16 protein-coding genes and 1 riboswitch are annotated in these 21,729 nt (G+C 44.1%); of the genes, 4 read left to right on the top strand and 12 right to left on the bottom strand.

Annotated elements, in window-relative coordinates:
• Positions 1-209: 209 nt before the first annotated feature.
• From MKZ26_RS17545 to MKZ26_RS17530, 4 genes are all read right to left on the bottom strand, one after another.
• Positions 210-926: a WecB/TagA/CpsF family glycosyltransferase gene (locus MKZ26_RS17545; protein ID WP_340766950.1), complete on the bottom strand. Its 717-nt coding sequence runs from the start codon at positions 924-926 to the stop codon at positions 210-212.
• On the bottom strand, positions 923-2,227 hold the full coding sequence (locus MKZ26_RS17540; RefSeq protein ID WP_340766949.1) for a nucleotide sugar dehydrogenase: 1,305 nt from the start codon (positions 2,225-2,227) through the stop codon (positions 923-925). Before MKZ26_RS17540 ends, MKZ26_RS17545 begins: the two co-directional genes overlap by 4 nt.
• 151 nt (positions 2,228-2,378) lie before the next feature.
• Entirely contained in the window at positions 2,379-3,575 is a 1,197-nt protein-coding gene (locus tag MKZ26_RS17535) for a S41 family peptidase (RefSeq protein ID WP_340766948.1), read from the bottom strand.
• Positions 3,576-3,707: 132 nt separating this feature from the next.
• On the bottom strand, positions 3,708-4,784 hold the full coding sequence (locus MKZ26_RS17530; protein ID WP_340766947.1) for a CAP and S-layer homology domain-containing protein: 1,077 nt from the start codon (positions 4,782-4,784) through the stop codon (positions 3,708-3,710).
• Between the two features lie 251 nt (positions 4,785-5,035).
• Here MKZ26_RS17530 and MKZ26_RS17525 point away from each other — a divergent pair, with 251 nt between their 5' ends.
• Complete coding sequence (locus MKZ26_RS17525) at positions 5,036-5,143, top strand: putative holin-like toxin (RefSeq protein WP_222617994.1); 108 nt, start codon at positions 5,036-5,038, stop codon at positions 5,141-5,143.
• A gap of 180 nt (positions 5,144-5,323) precedes the next feature.
• Here MKZ26_RS17525 and MKZ26_RS17520 read toward each other — a convergent pair whose 3' ends face one another.
• Complete coding sequence (locus tag MKZ26_RS17520; protein WP_340766946.1) at positions 5,324-6,520, bottom strand: aminotransferase class I/II-fold pyridoxal phosphate-dependent enzyme; 1,197 nt, start codon at positions 6,518-6,520, stop codon at positions 5,324-5,326.
• A gap of 309 nt (positions 6,521-6,829) precedes the next feature.
• Entirely contained in the window at positions 6,830-7,750 is a 921-nt protein-coding gene (locus tag MKZ26_RS17515) for a nuclease-related domain-containing protein (RefSeq protein ID WP_340766945.1), read from the bottom strand.
• 141 nt (positions 7,751-7,891) lie between these two features.
• Between MKZ26_RS17515 and MKZ26_RS17510 the strand changes: the two genes are divergently transcribed.
• On the top strand, positions 7,892-8,191 hold the full coding sequence (locus MKZ26_RS17510) for a hypothetical protein (protein ID WP_340766944.1): 300 nt from the start codon (positions 7,892-7,894) through the stop codon (positions 8,189-8,191).
• A gap of 178 nt (positions 8,192-8,369) precedes the next feature.
• Here MKZ26_RS17510 and MKZ26_RS17505 read toward each other — a convergent pair whose 3' ends face one another.
• The 5 genes from MKZ26_RS17505 to MKZ26_RS17485 form a co-directional block, all read right to left on the bottom strand.
• The gene (locus MKZ26_RS17505) at positions 8,370-9,281 is read right to left on the bottom strand and encodes a DMT family transporter (RefSeq protein ID WP_340766943.1); all 912 of its coding nucleotides are present in this window, start codon (positions 9,279-9,281) and stop codon (positions 8,370-8,372) included.
• A 198-nt stretch (positions 9,282-9,479) separates the two neighbouring features.
• On the bottom strand, positions 9,480-11,084 hold the full coding sequence (locus MKZ26_RS17500; RefSeq protein WP_340766942.1) for a gamma-glutamyltransferase family protein: 1,605 nt from the start codon (positions 11,082-11,084) through the stop codon (positions 9,480-9,482).
• 500 nt (positions 11,085-11,584) lie between these two features.
• Positions 11,585-12,571, bottom strand: coding sequence for a nuclease-related domain-containing protein (locus MKZ26_RS17495; RefSeq protein ID WP_340766941.1), 987 nt, complete (start codon positions 12,569-12,571; stop codon positions 11,585-11,587).
• 563 nt (positions 12,572-13,134) lie between these two features.
• On the bottom strand, positions 13,135-14,295 hold the full coding sequence (locus MKZ26_RS17490) for a polysaccharide deacetylase family protein (protein WP_340766940.1): 1,161 nt from the start codon (positions 14,293-14,295) through the stop codon (positions 13,135-13,137).
• 98 nt (positions 14,296-14,393) lie between these two features.
• Positions 14,394-15,011, bottom strand: a complete 618-nt coding sequence (locus tag MKZ26_RS17485; RefSeq protein WP_187045908.1) for a 3'-5' exonuclease — start codon at positions 15,009-15,011, stop codon at positions 14,394-14,396.
• Positions 15,012-15,249: 238 nt separating this feature from the next.
• Positions 15,250-15,348: riboswitch (guanidine-I (ykkC/yxkD leader) on the top strand.
• Between the two features lie 75 nt (positions 15,349-15,423).
• Between MKZ26_RS17485 and MKZ26_RS17480 the strand changes: the two genes are divergently transcribed.
• Positions 15,424-15,765, top strand: coding sequence for a DMT family transporter (locus MKZ26_RS17480; RefSeq protein WP_340766939.1), 342 nt, complete (start codon positions 15,424-15,426; stop codon positions 15,763-15,765).
• Entirely contained in the window at positions 15,765-16,079 is a 315-nt protein-coding gene (locus MKZ26_RS17475; RefSeq protein WP_067213040.1) for a DMT family transporter, read from the top strand. Before MKZ26_RS17480 ends, MKZ26_RS17475 begins: the two co-directional genes overlap by 1 nt.
• Before the next feature lie 147 nt (positions 16,080-16,226).
• Here the strand turns inward: MKZ26_RS17475 and MKZ26_RS17470 are convergent, their stop codons facing one another.
• On the bottom strand, positions 16,227-21,524 hold the full coding sequence (locus MKZ26_RS17470) for a S8 family serine peptidase (RefSeq protein ID WP_340766938.1): 5,298 nt from the start codon (positions 21,522-21,524) through the stop codon (positions 16,227-16,229).
• Positions 21,525-21,729 lie beyond the last annotated feature (205 nt).

The following is a 21,729-nucleotide window of genomic DNA, read 5'->3' as shown; positions in this document are numbered from 1 at the left end:
GACGTAGTTCTGTCTTATTCCTACCGCATCTGGACGACGCCTTTCGCTTTTCGGACACAAAAAAACTCGAACAGATGGGAACTGTTCGAGTTTTTTTGTGTGGTCAACCAACCAATTTCGATCTGCATGGCGTTTGTTATATATGTTATAGAGGAAATTATCCTTACACTTTAGTATTCTAGCACCTCTTTTAAAAGAATACAAGAGTGTCAACTTCTTTTTTGTTTGAAAACTTCAAATAAGAATTTTGGTAGATTCATTTGCCTTTTGAGGCGACTTGGCTCTTTCAATAGACGGTATAGCCACTCTGCACCCAGTCGTTGAAATGCTGCTGGCGCACGCTTGACGTTACCTGCAAGAACATCGAATGAACCACCAACGCCTTGATACAACGTTGGGTATAGATTGTCCCGATGTTGTTCAATCCATTGCTCTTGTTTTGGAGAACCCATCGCAACGAATAGGATATCGGGCTTGGCCTTATTGATAGTTTCTAAGACTTTACTAGTGTCTGATTCATAGCCATCCTGTGTTCCTGTCACGATAAGATTTGGATAGGTTTGTTTTAGTTGTTGCGCCGCCTTATTAGCAACACCTGGTTTCGCACCGTACAGGAAAACTGTACGCCCAGTACGTGCTGCTTCCCTAACAATGCGGTCCATCATGTCGATTCCGGTAATGCGTGATGAGATACTGCCCTTTTTTAGTTTGGACGCGATGATAACTCCAATGCCGTCCGGAATTTGGAACTCGGCTCTATTAAGGAGCGCTTTGAGTCCCGGGTCTTCTTTTGCTTTCATAAGCTTTTCCGGATTGATGGCTACGACGAGAGATTTCTTCTTGTCTTCGATGTTGCGGAAGACTTTCGGTATTAACTCGTCGTAGTTTTCGGTATTGACTTGAACGCCAAGAATGGTCTCTTTCATATAGAAGAAAGTCCTTTGTTCTTGCCATCGCCGAGCTTAAAGAAACGGAATCCGGCTTGTTCCCACTTGTCTCGGTTGAGTGCGTTTTTCGTATCGAGTACGAGTGGTTTTGTGTCGCCAGTGTTTACTGTTTCCGGATTAAGGTTTTTAAATTCCGTATGATCCGTCGTCAAGATAATTAGGTCGACGTCTTGAAGCGCTTCGCCTAGTGATGCGCGTTGGGTCGGATGTTGCAGTTCTTTGATATGTGGATCAAATGACGTTACTTGTAGATTCAAGTTTTGTAGTTCTTTAATAACTTCCGTCGAAGGGCTTTCTCGTAGATCGTCAACGTCGGCTTTGAATGCAAGACCGAGTACTGCTACGTTACCGCCCTGAATGCCATGCTGTTCCAGAAGTGCTTGTGCTTTTTGCGCTGTGAATTTCGGCATGCCATTGTTCGTTAGGCGTGACTTCTTGATAATGTCCGAGTTTTCCGGGCTTAATTCCACCAAGAACCATGGATCTACTGCGATACAATGTCCGCCTACACCAGGTCCTGGCGTATGGATGTTGACACGCGGGTGGAAGTTAGCAAAGCGGATAGCTTCCCATATGTCGACGTCGATTGTTTCAGCGATTTTTGCGAGTTCATTGGCAAACGCGATGTTAACGTCGCGGTACGTGTTTTCCATTACTTTGACGAGTTCCGCTGTTGTTGCGTCAGTTAGGTGGATTTCCCCTTGGACGAATGTTTGGTATAACTCTTTTGTCATCTCAGCGGATTCAGGTGTAATGCCGCCGACGATGCGGTCGTTGTTAATGAGTTCTTCGAAGATCTTGCCTGGAATGACGCGCTCTGGTGAGTGTGAGACGAATAGTTCTACGCCTAGTTCTAGGTTTGACTTGCGAAGCTCAGGCAACATAACGTTTTCTACTGTTTTTGGTGGCACTGTTGATTCGAGAATGACCAATGCCCCTTTTTTTAGATAAGGAACGATTGACGCTGTTGCTTTACGGATGTACTCCAAGTTTGCTGTGTTGTCCGGGTTGATTGGTGATGGGACGGCCACGATGTAGACGTCTGCTTCGACGGGTTGTGTTGAAACCGTGAAGTACCCTTTGTCGATGGCTTCTTCCAGACGCTCTTGAAGTCCATTCTCTTCTATATGAAGTTGTTTGTTAGCGATCATGTTAACTGCTTTTTCGTTGACGTCCATGCCGTGTACGCGGACGCCACTGTTGGCGAACATTACTGCTGTTGGTAGGCCTATGTAGCCTAGTCCGATGACGCATATATTTTTAGGTTGGTTTGTATTCATTATGATTATCCTCTCTTCCGGATATTGCTTGTTCTATTATAAATACTAATTGGTCAGATGCACCAATATACATTTGTTGATTATAGCACAATTGGTGTTCGTGTACATATCACCGGGGCTATACACCAGTTTTTCCAAGTACCCAATGGCTTCAGCTAGCGTTTTTGACGGTGATTGGGACGTATGTGCCTTGTTTAACCGTACGGCCATTAGTGTTTTTCAAGCCCGGATGGATGATGAGTTCATAGGAAGCGCCGGGTTGTAGGTTTTTGTTAGGTACAATTTCTATTGTGTTGTTGGCCTTTTGGTTGATGGTGATTGGGACGGCTACGCCGCCTACTTTAACTAGTTCTATATTATTGGACGTTTGTGCGTTGTTAAAGTTCATTGGCTGGGTAAATTGGATAGTCATTTTTTTAGTCGTTGGTACATTGTCGAGATTGTCGTTTTTTTTGTAGTGCTTGTTGCTGAATGACTCGTTGAGGAGCCGCTGATGGATGTTTAACAGTTCTTTGTTCGATTCGGTTTTGATGCTAGGTTGGATTCCCTTTTTGTGGACTAGTGTTCCTCCCGGTCCTTTGAAGTGCCCAATTGTCAGTTTGAGTGCACTGCCGTCATCGAATTCGAAGAAGGATTGGACACTGCCCTTCCCTTTCGTCGTCTCACCTACTATGGTAGCGGCTTGCTGATCGATGAGGGACGCTGCGACGATTTCAGATGCAGATGCGGAATAGCGATTGACGAGCACATATGATTGTTTAGGGAATTTCGTTTTGGTTGGTATCGGTTTAATCATTTTGTTGCCTTCGCGTGTAGATAGGTAGTAAGCGTTTGTCACGCCTTGGTAAAAGCCGAGAAGCTGTTCAGCACTGTCGACGTAGCCACCGCCGTTATAGCGCAGGTCGACGATGAGTCCGGTTGCTCCATTTTTTTTGAGCTTCGTCCAGTGTGCTTCCACTTGCTTGCCCAGGTCGGCGGAAAACGTGGCGATTTTTATGTAACCAATGTTGCCGTAGAGCATGGATGATGTGATTGGGTGCTCTGGTTTTGCTGGTGATTTAGTCGGTGTTGTTGCTGCTACGTTTTGGATTGACGATGGTTGGTGTTCATCCACAGCAACGGCTGATAGATAGGTACGGTATTCCCCAGCGGACATGTAGCGCGAGTATTCGTCGAGTGAGTTGACGATTTCGTCTACGTTTTTCATGGTGTTGAGGTTTTTAGGGACGTCACCATAGTAGTAGGTCTCGACGAAGAATTTGACGTCGTCGAGTGTACTTGCTTGGGCGATTGGTGTAAATAGGAACAGGGTTATGATAGCGATGAATGCTGTTTGGATTTTTTTCAATGTGGTGAGTCCCCTTTCACGGGTATGTTCTTTTATATTATAACCTATACCCAGTTTTGAAGTTTGTAAGATGGTTGGATTTGGTATTTTGTTGTTTAGTTTGGTGGAAATGTTGTTTGGTTATGTGTGTTTTTATTTTTGTGTATAGAGTTGGACCCAGTACGGTTTTCCTTTGTCGTCGGTTGCATAACCAGTACCGACGTGTGTGAAGTTGTTGTTTGCGATATTGGCGCGGTGAGTTGGCGAGATCATCCATTCTTTGACGACTGATTCGGGTGCGATGTAGCCTCTTGCGATATTTTCACCGTATGCGGTCCATTTGTAGTTGAACTTCTTCAGCATTTCATCGACAGTGCCATATGTTGGTGATTTATGGTCGAAGTAGTTATTTTTCGCCATGTCTTGTGCTTTGGCTTTAGCGATTGCTGAGAGGTCAGCGTCGAGAATGAGTTCTTTTACGCCTAGCTGTTTCCGCTGTTTATTGACAAGTTCAACGGTTTTGAGGGCGTTATCTTGATCGTCTATTACTGGCGGTATTGGATCAGGCTTGGATTTGTCCATATACATGCTGCGGGCTTTGTCATAGTAGATGACGCCTTTTTCGCGCTCAAGTTCGAATTTGGTGGTGCGGTCGATGAATGCCGCCATATGTGCGCGGGTGACGATGTCGTTTGGCTTGTACATACCGCCTGGCGGTGTTGTTGTGATGCCGAGTTCGGCGAGTGTTGTGATGTAGCCGTAGTTTTGGTTGAGCTTAATGACGTCTTGGAATTTGATAAGGTCATTGTCGTCGACGATTATTTTATAGCCCAGTGTTAGTATCTTCGCCATTTGCGCACGGGTGAGTGGCTCGTTCGGGCGGAATTTGTCCCCGTCGGTGAAGATACCACGTTCGGTGAGTGCGCGGATATGATCGTATGCGCCATGGGCTGGGCTGACGTCTTGGAAATTCGGTTTGAATGCGGCTGTCGGTTTGGCGTTGATGGCGAGCGCGACGACTTTTGCGGCTTGGGCTCGGGTGACGGGCTCATTGACGCGGTAGGTTCCGTCTGGATAGCCGTTGATGAGGCCGCGGGTGGAGATGTTGTTGATGGCTTTGTGTGCCCAGTGTGCGGTTGGCACGTCTGTAAATGTGGCAGCTTGTGCGGCTGGTTGGAATGCGATTAGTAGAGTTGCTGAGAGTAGTAGGGTTGGGATGTGTTTTTTCATGGTAGTGCCTCCTTTTTCTATGATTATACTATGTTTGGCGGGGGGATTGAGAGGTTTGTTGTTTGGTTGGAAAAGTTTAAAGCCCCTTGCTGATGGCGAGGGGCTTGTTTTTATTGATTTCTTAGTAATCGATTGATGGATTTTTGTTGTTGCGTGATAGAACAAACGTTCTTTTTGTGTTATGATAGAGTTGGTAATTGCATATGAAGTGTGGGCGGTTGGTCACTTCCATGAGAATGGAGGTGATGCCAATGTCGACTTACGAATCGATAAATTTGCTAATTCAGCTTTGCACTGTAATGTTAGCAGCCTTTACAATTGTAGTCACATTGATCATTTTCTTCGTAAAAAAGAAATAACCGTCCCCCGCTGATAAGGTATGACGGTTATTTCTGTCTAAAACCGGATCAACCGCTCTTCTTGCGGTTTGCAGTTGCTAGGCCGAGTGTTAGCGCACTCGGTCTTTTTTTATGTTATGCGTTTCTAAAGACATTATACCTTTATTCGGTGATTGTTTCAAGAATGGTACTTTTTATTGATTACAATAACGGTGGATTTGGAACTATGTGGCGTTCTTTGTTGCGCCAGTTGGTTATCCAGGTTTCGAGTCGGTCCATGGCGATTTCGAGTTGGTCGAATGCATAGGCGTAGGAAATTCGTATGTGGCCTTCGCCGAATGGTGTGAAGGCGGTGCCTGGTACGACGGCGATTCGGGCTTCATCGAGCAAAATATGGGCGAATTGTTCGGATGTTAGGTTGAACTCTTTAATAGAAGGAAAGATGTAGAATGCGCCACCCGGTTTGACTGTCGGAAGGCCCATGTTGGTGAGCCGGGTGTAGATATAGTCGCGACGTAGGATATAGTCCGGGTTCATTGCCGCAGGCGTGTGTTGGCATTCGGTTAGTGCGCAGATCGCTGCGTGTTGGGATGGGACGCCTGCGCAGATGGTGTTATAGGCGTGCACTTTGACGGCTTGTTGCATCCACTTTTCGGCGGCGAGCAGGAAACCGATGCGCCAGCCTGTCATGGAATGGGATTTGGACAGGCCGTGGATGAGGAATAGTTTGTCTTTGAGTTCGGGGTACTCAGCGAATGAGCGGTGTTCCCTTTGGTAGGTGTTTTCGCTGTAGATTTCGTCTGAGATGATGAAGATGTCTTGTTTGGCGAGTGTTGCGGCTAGTTCGTCCATCGTTTTGTGCGGGATGGTGACGCCGGTTGGGTTGGATGGATAGTTGAAGACGATTGCTTTTGTTTTGGGCGTGATGAGCTTTTCTAGTTGGGTTGGATCCGGGATGAAGTTGGTTGTTGTTGTGTCGAGATAGATGGGTGTTGCGCCGGCGAGTGTGATGAGCGGTTCGTAGCCGGTGTAGATGGGTGCGGGTACGATGACTTCGTCTCCTGGTTCGAGAATTGTGCGGAATACGGTGTCCATTGCTTGGCTTGCGCCGGTTGTGATGATGATTTCGGTTTGCGGGTTGTAGGTGAAGCTGTATTTATCGGTGAAGAAGGTGGATACGGCTTGCCGGAGTTCGAGGAGACCGGCGTTGTGTGAGTAGGTGGTTTTGTTGTTTTTAATTGCTTTGTGGGCGGCTTGTTTGATGCGTTCGGGTGTTGGAAAGTCGGGTTGGCCGATGGTTAGATTGATGGCATCGGGGTAATTTATGAGCTGGTTTGAGATTTTGCGGATGCCGGATGGTTCTATTTGTTGGACGCGCGGGTTGATGGTGAGTGACATGGTGGTTCCCCCTTTTTGATTGGTGGGTAGTAGTATATGCGGGGGGTGGGGGGATGATTTTTGGGTGTGGTTTGGTGTTGAGGGGGTGTTGTGTTGTTTAGTTGAATTGGAGTGTTGTGATGTTTAGGCGGGGTGTTTCTTAGTTTTTCGAGAGTGTTGTTTAGTTTTCGTTTGATGTTGTCTTGTTGGACGGGAATGTTGTTTAGTTTGGCGGGGGCGTTGTTTACATTCTTGGATACGTTGTGAAGTTTTGGGTTTGATTTGTTTATAAAGGTAGCCGCCCGGTGGAGAGGGCGGCTTTTTTTGTTGTTATTTATGCAAGGGGAATTTGTAGTCCCAGGTGTAGATGGTTCTTGGTGGTGTGCCTTTTCGGTTGAGTCGCAGCTGACGGAATATGATGCTGGCGGCGGATTTTGAGTTTAATTTGAGAAATTGGCGGAGCTGTTTGTTTGTGAGTGTTGGGCTGATGAGCAGGTACCAGTCGGCGACGGCTTGTTCGAGTGCACCTTTGTTGGGTTTTCCGCAAGGGTTGCAAATCCATGTGCGGCCTTGGGTTCTTGGCATGATGGTGTTACAGTCTGGACAAAGGACACCTTTTTTTAACTCGAATAGTGAGATGTTGTGTTTTTCGCTAGCGGGAATGCGTTTCCATTTGACTTGGTTTGTGTAAAGTTGGTTGGCAATTGTTGTGATTTGGAGCGGCGTGAGTTCGTCTGGAATGTCCGGGAGTCCTCGGATATATCTGGGTAGCTGTTTCCCGAATTTGAGCGGAGTGGATAAGGGCATTTTGGGGATTTCCGTCCGCTGATTTGCCATTACTAGGATTGGTTCTACGGGTAATTCGACTTGTTTTTGGTTGAGCCATTTTTCGACGGCGTACGTAGCGCGGTCTAGCTGATGAATGATGCAGTCGAATTTTTCGATTGCGCCGTCGCCAGAGATTTTGGTAGTTTTTCCGGATGCTTCGTCGAACAGGACGGTGCCAGCGTAATTTTTGATTTCCAATAGGATTGCGCGTTTTGGGGTTAGGATTAGAGTGTCTAGCTGGACGCGGAAATTGGGGTTGATGTCCACGGTTATGTTTTTCATGATGGCGGAACCTTTGGGGAAGTCGATTTCGTTGAGGATACGGTCGACTTTAAGTTCGCCGGAATAGCCGGATTTCGTCTGGTATAGTTTGTTGCTGATTGTTTTGTACTGCTGGTGGTTGTCAGGTAGCCGGGCGAGCAATCGTTTCAGGGGTATGAGATCGTCCGGCGGTTGGCGTTTTGTGTAGATAGGGATTCACTCCTTCCGATAGTCTGAATATTCTTTTCTCAGTGGTAGAATAGCAGGTTTTGAGTGAGGTGGCAAGGGGTTTGGCGGGAGTGTTTGTTTGGTTTAGTTGTTATGTTGCTTACTTTTTGGGATGTGTTGTTTAGTTTGATTGGTATGTTGTTTTGTTTGATCGATATGTTGCTTAGTTGGATCGGTATGTTGTTTAGTTGGTTTGATACGTTGCTTAGTTGGATCGGTATGTTGTTTAGTTGGATCGGTACGTTGTTTAGTTGGATCGATACGTTGTTTAGTTGGATCGGTACGTTGTTTAGTTGGATCGGTACGTTGTTTAGTTGGATCGATGTGTTGTTTAGTTTCGTTGATTGGTTGCTTAGTCTTTCGGATACGTTGTGAACTTCTTTATTTTATTCGGGACTGCCCTTTTCTAATTAGCTTTTGACTTCTATTTTTAGAGTTGAAGGGCATAAAGGAAGCCATCCGGTGGTCTGGATGGCTGATTGGGTGGTGATTGTTTATTCGAAAGAGACAACGTTCTATGAATTTATATGGAAAAGATTGCGTGATTAGTGAACTAAACGACATTCTCACTCCGCTTGCGACGTTTTTTCCATAGATCTTCTGCAGCGCCGGATCCTAGTATAACGCCGGCAATGATGAGGGCTAGGCCGATGAGATGGCGATAGGTGATGATTTCGCCAAGGAATAGTGCTGAGCCGATTAGAGAGAACATGGTGTTGAAGTTGATGAAGATGGCGGCTTTGGCTGGGCCGACTTTTCCGACTGCGTAGTTGTAGAGCATGTGTCCGACAGCTGTGCCGATGATGGCACTTGCTGCGAAACCGAGCCAAAACATAGGTGGTACGGTAGCAAATGCTTTGATTTCACCGGGTTCTTGAATCAGGCTAATGATGAGTAATACTGCGCTACCGACTACCATCATATAAGCGGTCATGATACGTGGATCGAGTGTTTTTGCTGCTTTTGCGATGACTAGGAATGACAGTACTTGAGCGGCGATTGAAATGAAAATGAAGCTATCACCGAGCGCGAGACCGCCAATTCCCCCGCCTGCTAAAACGACGGAGCTGACGCCGCCCAGGCCGACTATGAAACCAAGCCATTGCACTTTAGATGGGTAATTCCGCATGATAAGTGCGACGGAGATCGCCGTTAGAACGGGGCCTGTTCCGAGTATCAGTCCCGCGTTTGTGCCGGTCGTACGAACAAGTCCCATGTTAAGGAAGTAATGATGGAGGACGACATTGAGCATCGCGCCTCCAATGATGTATTTCCATTCATTTTTTGTTGGCAGACGAAGCATTTTGAACGCCGCCAGAATGATGAATACCGTGATGCCTGCAAGCAGGATACGGAATGTGGTCATGGTAACTGGTCCAACATATATGAGCAGATATTTGAGGAGTGGCAGGTTAAATCCCCAGATAAGCATTGCGGTAGTGAGGAGTGCGTAAATTCTCCACATGGGGCCGTCCCCTCCTTTAGTTGGTGATGATTGGTTGTTCGAAGTACTGTAGGGTAAGATGGCAACTTTTCACTAGAAGTAAACAACGTTTATTGGGTACTTCGCTTATGCGTCGGGTTTGATGATGCTTAAGTATACACCTTTTAAAGCGTGGTAGTAGCCGCCTAAGTAATTCTTATGCGGGTTCGATGAACTATTTTACCAGACGGCGATTGCTCCGTCGGTTCGGGATTCGGTGCCGCCTGATAGGACGCCGGTTTTAGGATTTCGCCAAATGATTTGGCCACGACCAAATGAGCCTGAGTCGAGGGTTGGCTGGATTTGGTGGCCAAGTCTTGTTAGTGCTTGGGCGAGATGGTTCGGGAAGCCCGGTTCGACGTGGACTAGGTTGTCTTTTATCCACTGCCAGCGCGGTGCGTCGAGGGCTGCTTGTGGATTTAATTTGTAATCGATTGTATTGATGGCTACTTGGAAATGGCCTTGCGGTTGCATGTATCCACCCATGACACCAAATGGTCCGATGGCTTGTCCGTTTTTTGTGAGGAAACCTGGGATGATGGTATGAAATGTTCGTTTGCCCGGTTTTAGTGCATTTGGGTGATTCGGGTCTAGCGAGAAGTCGGCGCCACGGTTTTGGAGTGCGATTCCTGTGCCGGGAATGACGATACCGGAGCCAAAGCCCATGTAATTTGACTGGATGAAGGATACCATGTTGCCTTCCCCATCTGCCGTTGCAAGGTAAACTGTACCACCTTTTGGTAGTTCATACGGTTCTGGACATGTTGCAGTTGCTGTAATTTTGGCGGCGCGTTGTTGTGCGTACGTTTTGGATAGAAGGTGTTCGGGTTTAATTGGCATATCGGTTGGTTCCGTGATGAATGCTTGTCCGTCTGTGAATGCAAGTTTCATAGATTCAATTTGTTCGTGAAGCGATTGCGTGTCGTGCGGCACTGGGCTGTTCATTTCCGATAGGATGTTGAGTGCCATGAGTGCGATCATGCCTTGGCCATTTGGCGGAATTTCATGAACGTCGTAGCCGCGGTAGTTTGTTGAGACGGGTTCGACCCATTCTGGTTGGTAGTTGGCCAGATCGGATTTTGTGAGAAAGCCGCCGTGTTGTTGCATGAAGGTGTCGATTTTGTCGGCTAGTTCCCCCGTGTAGAAGGATTCTCCATTTGACTCCCCAATGGATTGTAGTGTGGCGGCGTGATCTGGTGATTTCCAAAGTTCACCGATTTCTGGTGCTCTACCGTCGGGCGCGAATGTGGTGAACCATGCATCGAATTCTTCTGTTGTGAATGAAGTGCTGTATTTTTTATAGGCAGCGTTCCAGTATTTACCGAGAATTGGTGTGAGCGGGTAGCCTTCTTCGGCATAGCGGATGGCTGGTTCGAGTGATTCTTTCAATGGTAGATTGCCAAATTTGCGTGCGAGTTCCGCCCATGCTGCGGGTACGCCTGGAACGGTGATTGGCGTCAAGCCGTAGACTGGCATTTTGTCGTGGCCTTGCGCTTTTACAGCGTCGATTGTGAGTGCTTGCGGTGCCGGGCCGGAAGCGTTGAGACCGTGCAGTTTGTTGTTGACCCAAACGAGTGCGAATGCGTCGCCGCCAATACCGTTTGATGTTGGTTCGACGACGGTAAGTGCCGCCGCGGTCGCGATTGCCGCATCGATTGCGTTGCCTCCCCTGCGCATAATTTCAATGCCTGCTTGTGCTGCGAGTGGCTGAGATGTTGCAACCATGCCGTTTTTTGCGAAGGCGGTATGGCGTATGGATGGATTCGGGTTATATAGGTAGTCCATTGATGGTTCCCCCTTTGATGTTGGATAGTTCTGTGAGTTTATTATACTGGAGATGGAGGTGTTTAGGGAGGCGAAGTTTTTTTGGGGTGTGGATGTGGGGATATGATTGGTTGATTGGGATATATGTTTGCTTGGTCGGCGATATGCTCGGTTGTTTGGGAGATATGATTGCTTGGCCGGGGATATGATCGGTTGCTTGGGAGATATGATCGCTTGGATTGGGATATGCTCGGTTGCATGCGGGATATGATTGCTTGGATTGGGATATGCTCGGTTGTATGGGAGATATGATCGCTTGGATTGGGATATGCTCGGCTGTTTGGGAGATATGATCGCTTGGTTTGGGATATGCTCGGTTGAATGCGGGATATGATCGCTTGGTCGGGGATATGCTTGGTTTAGAGGGTTTTATGATTGGTTTGGTGTTAGTTATGATTGGTTACTAGTTTAAAGGATATTTTCATTGGACGGATTACTAGTTTTATTCGTAGAAAAGCGCTTCAAAGTTCATGAAGCGCTGACTCATGCTTATTTTTCTTTTCATTCATGACATAGAAGCTACCTTTCCCCTTTCCTTCGTGTGATAGTCCGGATCGGGCAAGGAATCTCGTTGTTACTTGTCTGTCATTTAGCAGCATGAAACTCCTGAATTCCCTGTTGGTTATTCGGTTGCCCATGAGACATCTCCAATCTGCAAGCGCCGCAATATGATATTCAGGTCCAGTATGATTACACGTCGGACATGCCCATTTTCTAGGCTTCCACTTCATTCCTCTAGTGTTGCATGCCGGACAAATGACTCCGGGTAAAATATCGATTGGGGATATATTCATTGATTTGGTTAACGGGAAAGGATCATATTCTTGATGGTTATTTCTTAATTCGAATGCCAATTTCCGTATAGTATCTTTGCTTATGATTTCTTTATCGACGGATAAGGAATACAAATAAGTCGGAGTTTCATTGGTGAATGTGATTTTAGTTTCGAGAACGTTTTCGAAGATTAACTCATTGGTGAATGCGAAAGTAACAAGTCCGCTAATCGGGATATCTATTTTCCTTTGCTTGAGCCATTCATTGAGGAATAATTGCTTGCGATTGAGCTCAGCGATGGGATTGCTCAACACTTTTCGTTCACCTGTCGGGGATTCTTGGATGAACTGTGTGGGGTTAGATTTCACAGTAATTTTTCCAGCAAGGTTTTTCACCTCGATAATCAGAATGAAAGCTGGCGTGATAAGTACCGAATCCATCTGAAAATAAACGCCGTTCTGTTTCAAGCAGACGTCGTGCAAGATAGCGTGTGGATAATGGGGTTTGAATTCTAATAGATGCTTGTCAAAGTGTTGCTCCCCACCATAGCCTGCTTTTCGTATTCGAAAGTCCTCACTGACTCTTAGCATTTCGGCATGTGACGCCTGTAATCGGGGCATTAATGCACTTAATCCAATTAGTATTTTCGGCATTGATCTTTGTTTATAAATCAATTTTTTATCACCTCTTAAAAATGATATCAGAATTTTCGGTGGTTTTATATACTTTTCGGCAAAGCCGAATTATGTATTTGTTAAACGGTGGCATGATTGATATTTGATATGGTTTTTGGCTATATATTTGAGATTTGAACACTTGCTCTTTTTGGTGGGCGATGTAGTGATTTACTTTTGGCTGGTCGGTTGCTGGATATGATTGGTTGGGCTAAGGATATGCTCGGTTCTGTGGGGTTTATGATTGGTTGCTCAGGGTTATGCTCGGTTCAATGGGAGATATGATCGGTAGCATAGGGATATGCTTGGTTGAACAGGTTATATGATTGGTTCGACATCATATATGATCGGTTTCCCGCTTTGGTGGAAGGTATGATTTTAGATCTATGCATTTGACTTAAATCTGCTTTTGGCCGAGGCCAAAAGCTTCCTTTCTAATTAGTTTTGGATTGCTCGCGCCGGGATATGCTCGGTTGCACGGGAGATATGATCGTTTGCCTGAGGATATGATCGCTCCCCATTTTCTCGCACACAAAAACCGCCTGCAAGAGGCGGTTTTTTGGTTATAATGTGGTGTCGCTTAGGAAGTTTTGGATGATGTGGTGCTCGGGTTCGTATGTTTTGATGGTATAGCCTTCTTTTTGTAGCCATTCGATGATTTCTGGAAGGGCTTTTGCTGTTTGACTGCGGTCGTGTAGCAGGACGATGATGTTACGGTCGCCGGATTTATTGGCTTTATCGACACCGTCACGGACGTTTTTAACGATTTTGTCAGCTTCTTTGTCGGTGTATTTCCAGTCATTGGAGTCGACGTCCCAGTCCCACATTTTGTAGTTGTATTGGTTGAGCTCTTTTTTCATGGCCGGTGTGACATGCGGTTTGCTGCCATATGGAACACGGAGTAGTTTAGCATCGATGCCGGTCATTTTGTTGATGAGTTTGGTTCCTTCGGTCATTTCATCGATGAATGATTTTGTGGATTTATATACTTTGTCTTTGTCGTGTGTCATGCTGTGCGTTCCGATGTAGTTACCATCACCAGCAACTGTTTTAACGATGTCCTCATTTTTTTTCATGTGTTTTCCTAGGAAGAAGAATGTACCGTGGACGTTATATTTTTTCAGTGTTGCGTTGTTGATTGTTGTGAATTTATTGGGGCCGTCATCAAAGGTCAAGTAGATTGTTGTTTCGGATTTCGCTCCGGGCTTTTCTGGCTTAACTCGTGGTTTGGCCGGCTGTTTTTTATCCAACAATTGTTTAACATGTTTTTCGTAATCTGCATGGCTCATATGCTCGTAGTCATCACGATAAATACGCAACGTTTTCATTTTTTGGATGTATTCTACTTTGAATCCCGTCACTTTTGCGATGTATTTTGCGCTAATGAAAAGCGTGCCGTTGACGTCGACGATTGGAGTCCAACTAAGTTCCACACCGTCTTTCGATGTCAATTTTGTTGAAGCATCATAGCTGATAACGGTGCCTCGTTTTCGAAGATAAGTGATACCTTCTTCTTTTTCTACTGGGATGTAGAGTACTTTTGTGATTTCGCTAAGTGGGATCTTCATATCATTACCGATGACCTGGACGTCTTTAAAGTCCAATAATCGATCATGAAGTCCTATGTAATGTGTCGGCTTTTTCACCTCTGCCTCGCCTACAATTGTGCCGTAAACTAAACTTATAACTAATGCTGTACAGATGGCCCACACATTTTTCCTCACTTTAATTTCCCCCTTTCCATTCATTTAATTTCCTGTTCTTACCTTAACAAAAATCCGCCGCCAGTCAGAGCCGACTTAGTAGATTATGCGAGTTTATTTTAAAAATGCTTTTTCACGCAATATTGATAAATGGCTGCTGTTGCCACACAATCTCCGATGGCATCATGGGCATCGTGTTCGAGCTGTAGAAATTCTGTCAATGTGGTTAGTTTATGGTTGGGGGCTTCGGTGATTTTTTTTCTAGCTAGTTTGACGGTATCGATGACGATATACTCGGGAATGCTTATGCCATCGATGTTGTCGAGTGCATAAAGGAAACCCATATCAAACGATGCATTGTGAGCAATGATTGGTAAATCTCCGATGAATTCGAGTAGTTCTTCAATTTTTTGATTGATACTAGGTGCCAATTCAACTGTTTCGTTTGAAATGCCTGTAAGTCGTGTAACTGTCTCTGGGATATGACGGAAGGGGTTGATGAACGTATTAAACATGTCTTTCACTTCATGATTTACATACCTAATGGCACCAATTTGAATGATTTTATCAGCGCCTGCACGCAAACCCGTCGTTTCAAAATCGAGTACGATGTAATCATCCACTAATTGGGAGGATGATTTATATTTCTTATCTTTTGCGGCTCTTCTTGCTCCCCAATTTTGTTGCTTCGGTTTCCTTTCAAGTAATTCGATCGCTTCTGTATTCCAGCTTGTCATGGGTGCACTTCCTTTTTTTCGGTTATTGTCCTTTGTTTAGTAGTAATTCTCCTTATACTATTTAATACCCTTTTTTATAGCGCTTAATCTTCAAATAAAATGGATAAAAAAAGCAGCCTACTTCGGACCATTAGGACAAGTGATTGTACATGAGGTAAATTAAAATCATGTCTTGTTTATAATGTTGTACATTTGACTACGATTTAAAAGTGTGTATAATACAAGGTAATTACATACTTTGAATGTTTTCTAGGGTTCCGCAACTGTCAATGTTGGTCTGGTCCGAGAGAAAACTCACAGCTATGCTGTGTCACGGAAGGATAAAAGCCTGGGAGGAACTGTTTTTTAACAGTTATCTCTTGGGCTTTTTTTGTTTTTGATGGGCACGAATATAAACGGAGGTGTTAATTAAATGAATACAGATTGGGTTAAAGTAATAATCGCTGCTTTTTTCGAAGTTTTTTGGGTTATTGGATTAAAACATGCAAATGACTTTTGGACTTGGACTGGAACAATTATTGCTATTATCGTTAGTTTTTATTTAATGATTATGGCTGGAAAAAAACTACCTGTTGGAACTGTCTATGCGGTTTTTGTTGGACTAGGTACAGCCGGAACAGTTTTTTCCGACATCCTATTTTTTGATGAACCATTTAAATTAGCAAAAGTACTTTTAATTCTGGTTTTATTAGGTGGAGTCGTTGGTTTGAAATTAGTGACTCAAGATAGCGATAAAGAAGGAGCTGAATCTTAATGGCGTGGGTTTCTTTGATTGTTGCAGGTTTATTTGAAATGTTTGGTGTTGTAATGATAAGTAAATTGCATAAAGACCGTAATTGGCAATCGGTGCTATTTCTAACTCTTGCGTTTGGAGCTAGTTTTGTGTTTCTTGCTTATTCAATGAAAACACTTCCTATGGGTACGGCTTATGCAATTTGGACAGGAATTGGTGCGTCTGGTGGAGCAATTTTAGGTATGCTTTTATATGGTGAATCAAAAGATTGGAGAAGACTTATTTTTATAGGCATGGTCTTAGGTGCTGCAATAGGTCTAAAACTCGTCTCATGATAGAGTTTTTAGATTGTAATAGGTAGAAGTTAATTTTTTTTTTATTAAGTGAAATAAAAGCTGAACTAAAAAAATCTTTAGTCCAGCTTTTATTTTTAATCTATCTAATCGGGGAGCATATCAAACTCAATGAGCTCCTTTTTTAAATTAATAGCTGATAGCGACAAAGTTACCTGCGCGGTTCGCTGTGGAAGTATTGATCACAACGAAGCTACCTGGACCAGTCGCTGTGAATTCAAGTACTCCATTGTTGTATTTCGCTTTTATTGTGTTAGTTGAATGTAGATCTCGTACCGCTATTTTGTTGTTCTTAATCACTTTAGACGCGTCTATCGGGAGAACGATTTCGATTTTCTCATTGAATTGATTCAACGCAAATCGATTATCGCCAGTACCGCCCTCAAGATTAACGATAAAGTTTTCTGAAATTGCATCTGCTATTGAAGATGCATTTGCTTCGCTTAACGTGATTGTAGCATCACCGCCAGCTTGTTGCATCAATTTCTCGACTGCTTTTTTTGAGAACAAGAATGACGTTTCGCCTCTAGTGACGACTAAGCCTTTCTTAGCATTAACGATTGTATTTAGGATTGTTGAGTTGAATTCGATTGCGATTTCCTCTCCATTTTCAGGTAGTGCAATGAAGATTTCTTTTGCCTGTTTATCGTTCACATAAGCTGCAATTTCTGCTTCTGAAACACTATATTTCTGAGCTCCTGGTGACTCAGGTACCTCAGGCGCTTCCGGTACTGAAACCATTTCGACTTTGACGAAAATGGTTGCAACGTCATTGCCGAAAGAAGCTGTGATTGTTGTTTCACCAGCGCCGACTGCAATGATTTGGCCTTGCTGAACATCGATGACAGTTGAATCGAACCCGCTATATGCAGCAATTTCTGTCACGTCTGTCGATGTCGCCTCACCATTTTTCGTTTCAATCGATTGAACTGAAATGCGAGAAGATTCCCCGACTACCAATTCAAGTGTTGCTGGGTTTGTGATCAATTCTGTTGTGATTATTACGTCTTGCTCGACAATCGCTGTGACTGTCGTTGTAAAGTTCGAGTGTGTGACAGAGATGGCCGTTTCGCCTGGTCCGACTGCTGTGACTAACCCTTTACTTAATGTGACGACTTTAGGATTGGCAGATTTAAATTTAGCATCTGCTGTCACGTTTTTCTCTGTGACAGAGCCGTCAGCTTTTGTTGTTTTTTCTATTACTGTTAATTGTTCAGTTGCGCCTGCTTTAAGTGCGACGCTGTTTTTATCGACTGAATAGGTGATTACGTCGCCTTTCACGTTCAGGTAGACAAGGATTGGATCCTGATCTGGGATTGTGACAAGTACTTGTGTTTGACCTCCTGTAATCGCTGTGACTAGACCTTTTTGAACTTTTGCAATTTTATTGTTGACGACTTTGAATGAAGTTGTTGCTGTGACGTCTTTTGTGCTCGTTTGTCCTTTCGGAGTCAGCTTTGTTTCTGTCACTTTCAACTGTAATTGGTCGCCGACATTCATTTTCACATTTGTTTTATTCACTTTGTACGTAATGATATCCTGAGGAAGTTTCACTACCTCAACGTAAACGTAGATGGCTTCCTCGTTTGGAATCATGACGCGCACTTGTGTTTGACCTTCTGCAAGTGCTGTTACGAGTCCTTTTTTGACTGTAGCAACTTTATTGTTGACTGCGTTGTAGCTGCCATTTCCTGTGACGTCTTTTTCAGTGACTGTGCCATCCGCTTTTGTCGTCGTTTGGGTAACGTAAAATTGTTCTGATTGGCCAACACCGATTGTTAGGTTCTTTTTACTAACTGAATAAGTAACCTGATCTTGCGGTGCTGCTGTCACTTCAAGGTAAACGTACATATCTTCTTGTCCTGGAACCATGACGCGTGCTTGCGTTTTACCTGCCGCAAGTGCTGTGATGAGACCTTTCTCGAATTTTGCAATATCGCTGTTGACGACATCATAATTCACTGTGCCTGTTACGTCTTTTTCAACGACTGAACCATCAGCCTTTGTCGTTTTTTGTGTGACGAAAAGTTGTTCTTGTTGTCCAACTCCTATTGTAAGATTCGTTTTGCTTACAGAATACGTAACTTGGTCTTGACCATCTTTCGCTGCCACTTCGACTGCGATTGTTGCAGTGAATTCTTTGTAGCTTACTGTGATTGCTGTTTTACCTGCGGCGACTGCTGTTACTGCACCATTTTTAACTGTTACAATTTTTTCATCAGCAGACACGAATGTTGCTTCTGCTGTGACATTTTTGTCTTCTTTTGTTCCGTCCGCTTTTGTTGTTGTTTCAGTTACTGTTAGGTTTTCTGTACCGCCTACTTGCAGTGCTAGTTCTTCTTTATCCACAGAATACTTGACGCCGGTTCCATCATCGACTAGTACTTTTTCTGCGGCATTGCCTGCAGCGTCAACATATTTCACTTTGACACTGTTATCTTTTGTTAACGTACCAACGTCGATTGTAAATGATCCGTCTTGTGCTAATTTAACAGGGCCGGACGATTTCACCGTGTCGTTTTCCATCACTTCGTAACTTGCTTTGAGTTTCGTATTTACGTCATAGCCTAAATCATAGTTTACAAGTTCAGCTTGGTAGTCAATATACTTGTCAATGATTTTACCTGTAGCAGTTGTGCCTTTAAGTGCTCCTTCAATTGTACCTGCTTCAGATTTCACGACGACCGGGCCAACGTAGCCACTAAGAATTGCCGGTTCGCCTGAAACTGTTTGTCCAGTGAAGTCAATTGTGTAGAGTCCATCAGGAATTGTTGTTTGAGCTGCACCTTCAGTCCAAGGTTTGTAATTTCCTGCCACGTTGAGCGTGTAAGAACCAGCTGCGAGCGAAGTACCTGCATGTAAGTAGCCGATATAGCCGTCTCCATATTCTCCGCCTTCAGGATCCATGATATCCCATAGTTCGATGTAATTTGTTGTGACATCGCCTGTCAGTTTAAATGACAGAACAGCTGAGTCTTTTATACCGTCATTGTTGAATGAAAGATCTGTTTCCGTGATTGCGAAGTTTTCAAATGCAGATGCCGGCGCTCCGCCAAACTCCGCTGCGAATGGTAATGAAACTTCAGTGCCTTCACCGTTAATGTGAATATAGCCCAGAATTTCGGAACCTGGTGGTGCGTTTGCTTTTTTCGAAGCCGTTAATGTAACTGTTAACAATTGCTCGCCATTCAATGTGAATGCTGATTTGTCGACAGTCACTTTTGCATCTTCGAATGATTTCGTAACATCGACGGTTACATTATAATTTCCTCCGTTACCTTTCATATCTTTTACAAGAATGTCTTTTGTAACGGAAATGTTTTTTTCTTTGATTGATTGAGGACCGAAAGTGACTGTCCCTTTAATATTGTCGACAATTTCACCGCTTGTATCCAACACTGCCTCATCCATTGCATATGCAAGGATAGTCGGATGTGCTGCTGCATAAGCTTGCACACGTCCTGCACCTTGAGACATGACATCGTATTTGGTCGTATCTAAAATTTTTGCACTGTTGGATAGCGCGACTTTCACGTCAAAAGCATTCCAACCTGGATTTGCTTGCTTAACAAGTGCTGCAATTCCTGCAATATGCGGTGTTGCCATTGATGTACCTGTTTTACGTGTGAAAGCTTCTTCATAACTTGCAGCTGGAAAATCTGCTTTGTACATTGGAATTGTTGACATGATATTCGTTCCAGGCGCACTAACGTCTGGTTTGATATCAAAGTTTGGAGTCGACGGCCCACGTGAACTGGAATCGTTGACATTATCTCCAATTGTCATTGTTTTATTGAAATTAGCGAACGTTACAGTTCCTTGACCACCTTTAAGAGCTGCACGAATTGCATCTCCGTCTGTTTGTGACAAATCATAAGCTGGAATGAATTCAAATGCATCTCCTAAGAATGTTCCAGAAGCGTTCGGTGCATTTGAACCGCCTGCAAAGTTATGGATAAGAATTGCAATTGCGCCTGCTTCTTTTGCGACGGCAATTTTGTCGACGAATGCAATATCTCCTCGGGAGACAAGTGCTACTTTCCCGTTAACGTCGAGTCCGTTATAGTCAGCTTTAGTACCCATTCCAGGTACTGCTAGGACTTCATATTCACCCGACAATTGCGTTGCTAAATCTGCTCCAAATGTAGTTCCCATTAAGTTGATGGTTTTTGATAATTGATAGTCTCCGACTGTTACATGTACATTGCTGTCAAAATTCGCTTCAGGATTCGTTGTGTTGCCAACTGCAATTCCAAGACGTGCTGTCGACGGTGTACCCATCGTTCCACGTTTCGGACCCGAGTTTCCTGTTGCGATTACGGAAATCGTTCCGGCCATCATCGCATTATTGATGGCAAATGAACCTCCGTCAGTTTCAGAATTTGCTCCCCCACCAAGTGAAAGATTGATAACATCCATCTTTTGTTTGACTGATTCTTCAATTGCAGCGATGATTCCCGAAGTAGATCCGCTACCGTAAGCTCCCAGAACGCGGTATGCGTAAAGATCTACTTTCGGTGCAATCCCTTTAACCCCGTACGGATTCGCCCCGATTGCAGCAATTGTTCCTGCCACGTGCGTACCATGTGATGTGTAGAAAGCGCTTCCAGTTGCGCTAAATTCAGGTGTTCCCGCTGGTCGTTCAACAGGTGACGTTTCCGATGCATCATTATCTGCACGGGTTCTTGTATAAGTAGCAGAATTTGGAATGAAGTTCTTTCCGCCTTTATAAATACCAGCAAAGTCAGGGTGATCTTTGTCAATTCCTGTATCAAGTACAGCGACTTTAATCCCTTGTCCTTCAATTCCTTCAGCCCAAAGCCTTTCAATTCCTAGAAATGAAATGCTGGTGTTCATATTCGCATCTACTGTTCCAGATGAAACTGGAGCTTCAAATGCATGCACTTCAGTATCCGGTTCAATTAATGTAACACCTTTAATAGCTAGTAATTTTTCAAGATCTCCTGCTTGTACAGTCGCAGAAAAACCATTTAGTACAGTATCGTACGCGAATTTCTCAGTAAAATTAATGTTCTTCACTTGCATCTCTTTTTTCATAGCTGTCTGTTGCGTTTTCACTTTCTTTTTCACTGCCGTTGCTTCTGCAGAAGTGAATGTTTTCCCCGCTAACTCTTTAATCCCCTGTTCAAGTGCAACTGGCTTTTCGGATAAATGAACAATAACTGCGACTTGTCCATTTCCAGTTAACCCTTGTAAGTCTTTGTGTAACTTGGAACCACCATCCAACAGATTTAATTGTTCGGCGATAGCTGCTTTCTGTTGCATAATGCTTTCGCTGTGATTATCCGGCTTGAATGGTTTTGCCATTTCTGCATTTGCCGATGCTGTGAATGGCGTTAGTAGTGAAAGCACCATTGCAAGAGCTAAAAATGCGCTGAAAAATTTAGTGAAATTACCCCTCTTCAAATCCCATCTCCCCTTTACCCGTTTATTCACACTTAATCAAATAGTGCGACATAAAGAATCTATCATAATAAAAATAGATTTAATATGATACAAAACGTGTATTTCGGGGAAAATCATGCGTTATTGAAAAAATCGTTCAAAGGGACTTCGTAAGAATCAAAGAATAGTAGTCCATACGATTTATGGATAATAGTGGAAACCATTC

Origin of the sequence: Sporosarcina sp. FSL K6-6792, assembly GCF_038004885.1 — a bacterium.
In the GTDB taxonomy this organism is placed as follows: Bacteria; Bacillota; Bacilli; order Bacillales_A; family Planococcaceae; genus Sporosarcina; species Sporosarcina psychrophila.
Note: the sequence above shows the minus strand (reverse complement) of the source record. Positions and strands in the feature narration are given on the sequence as shown.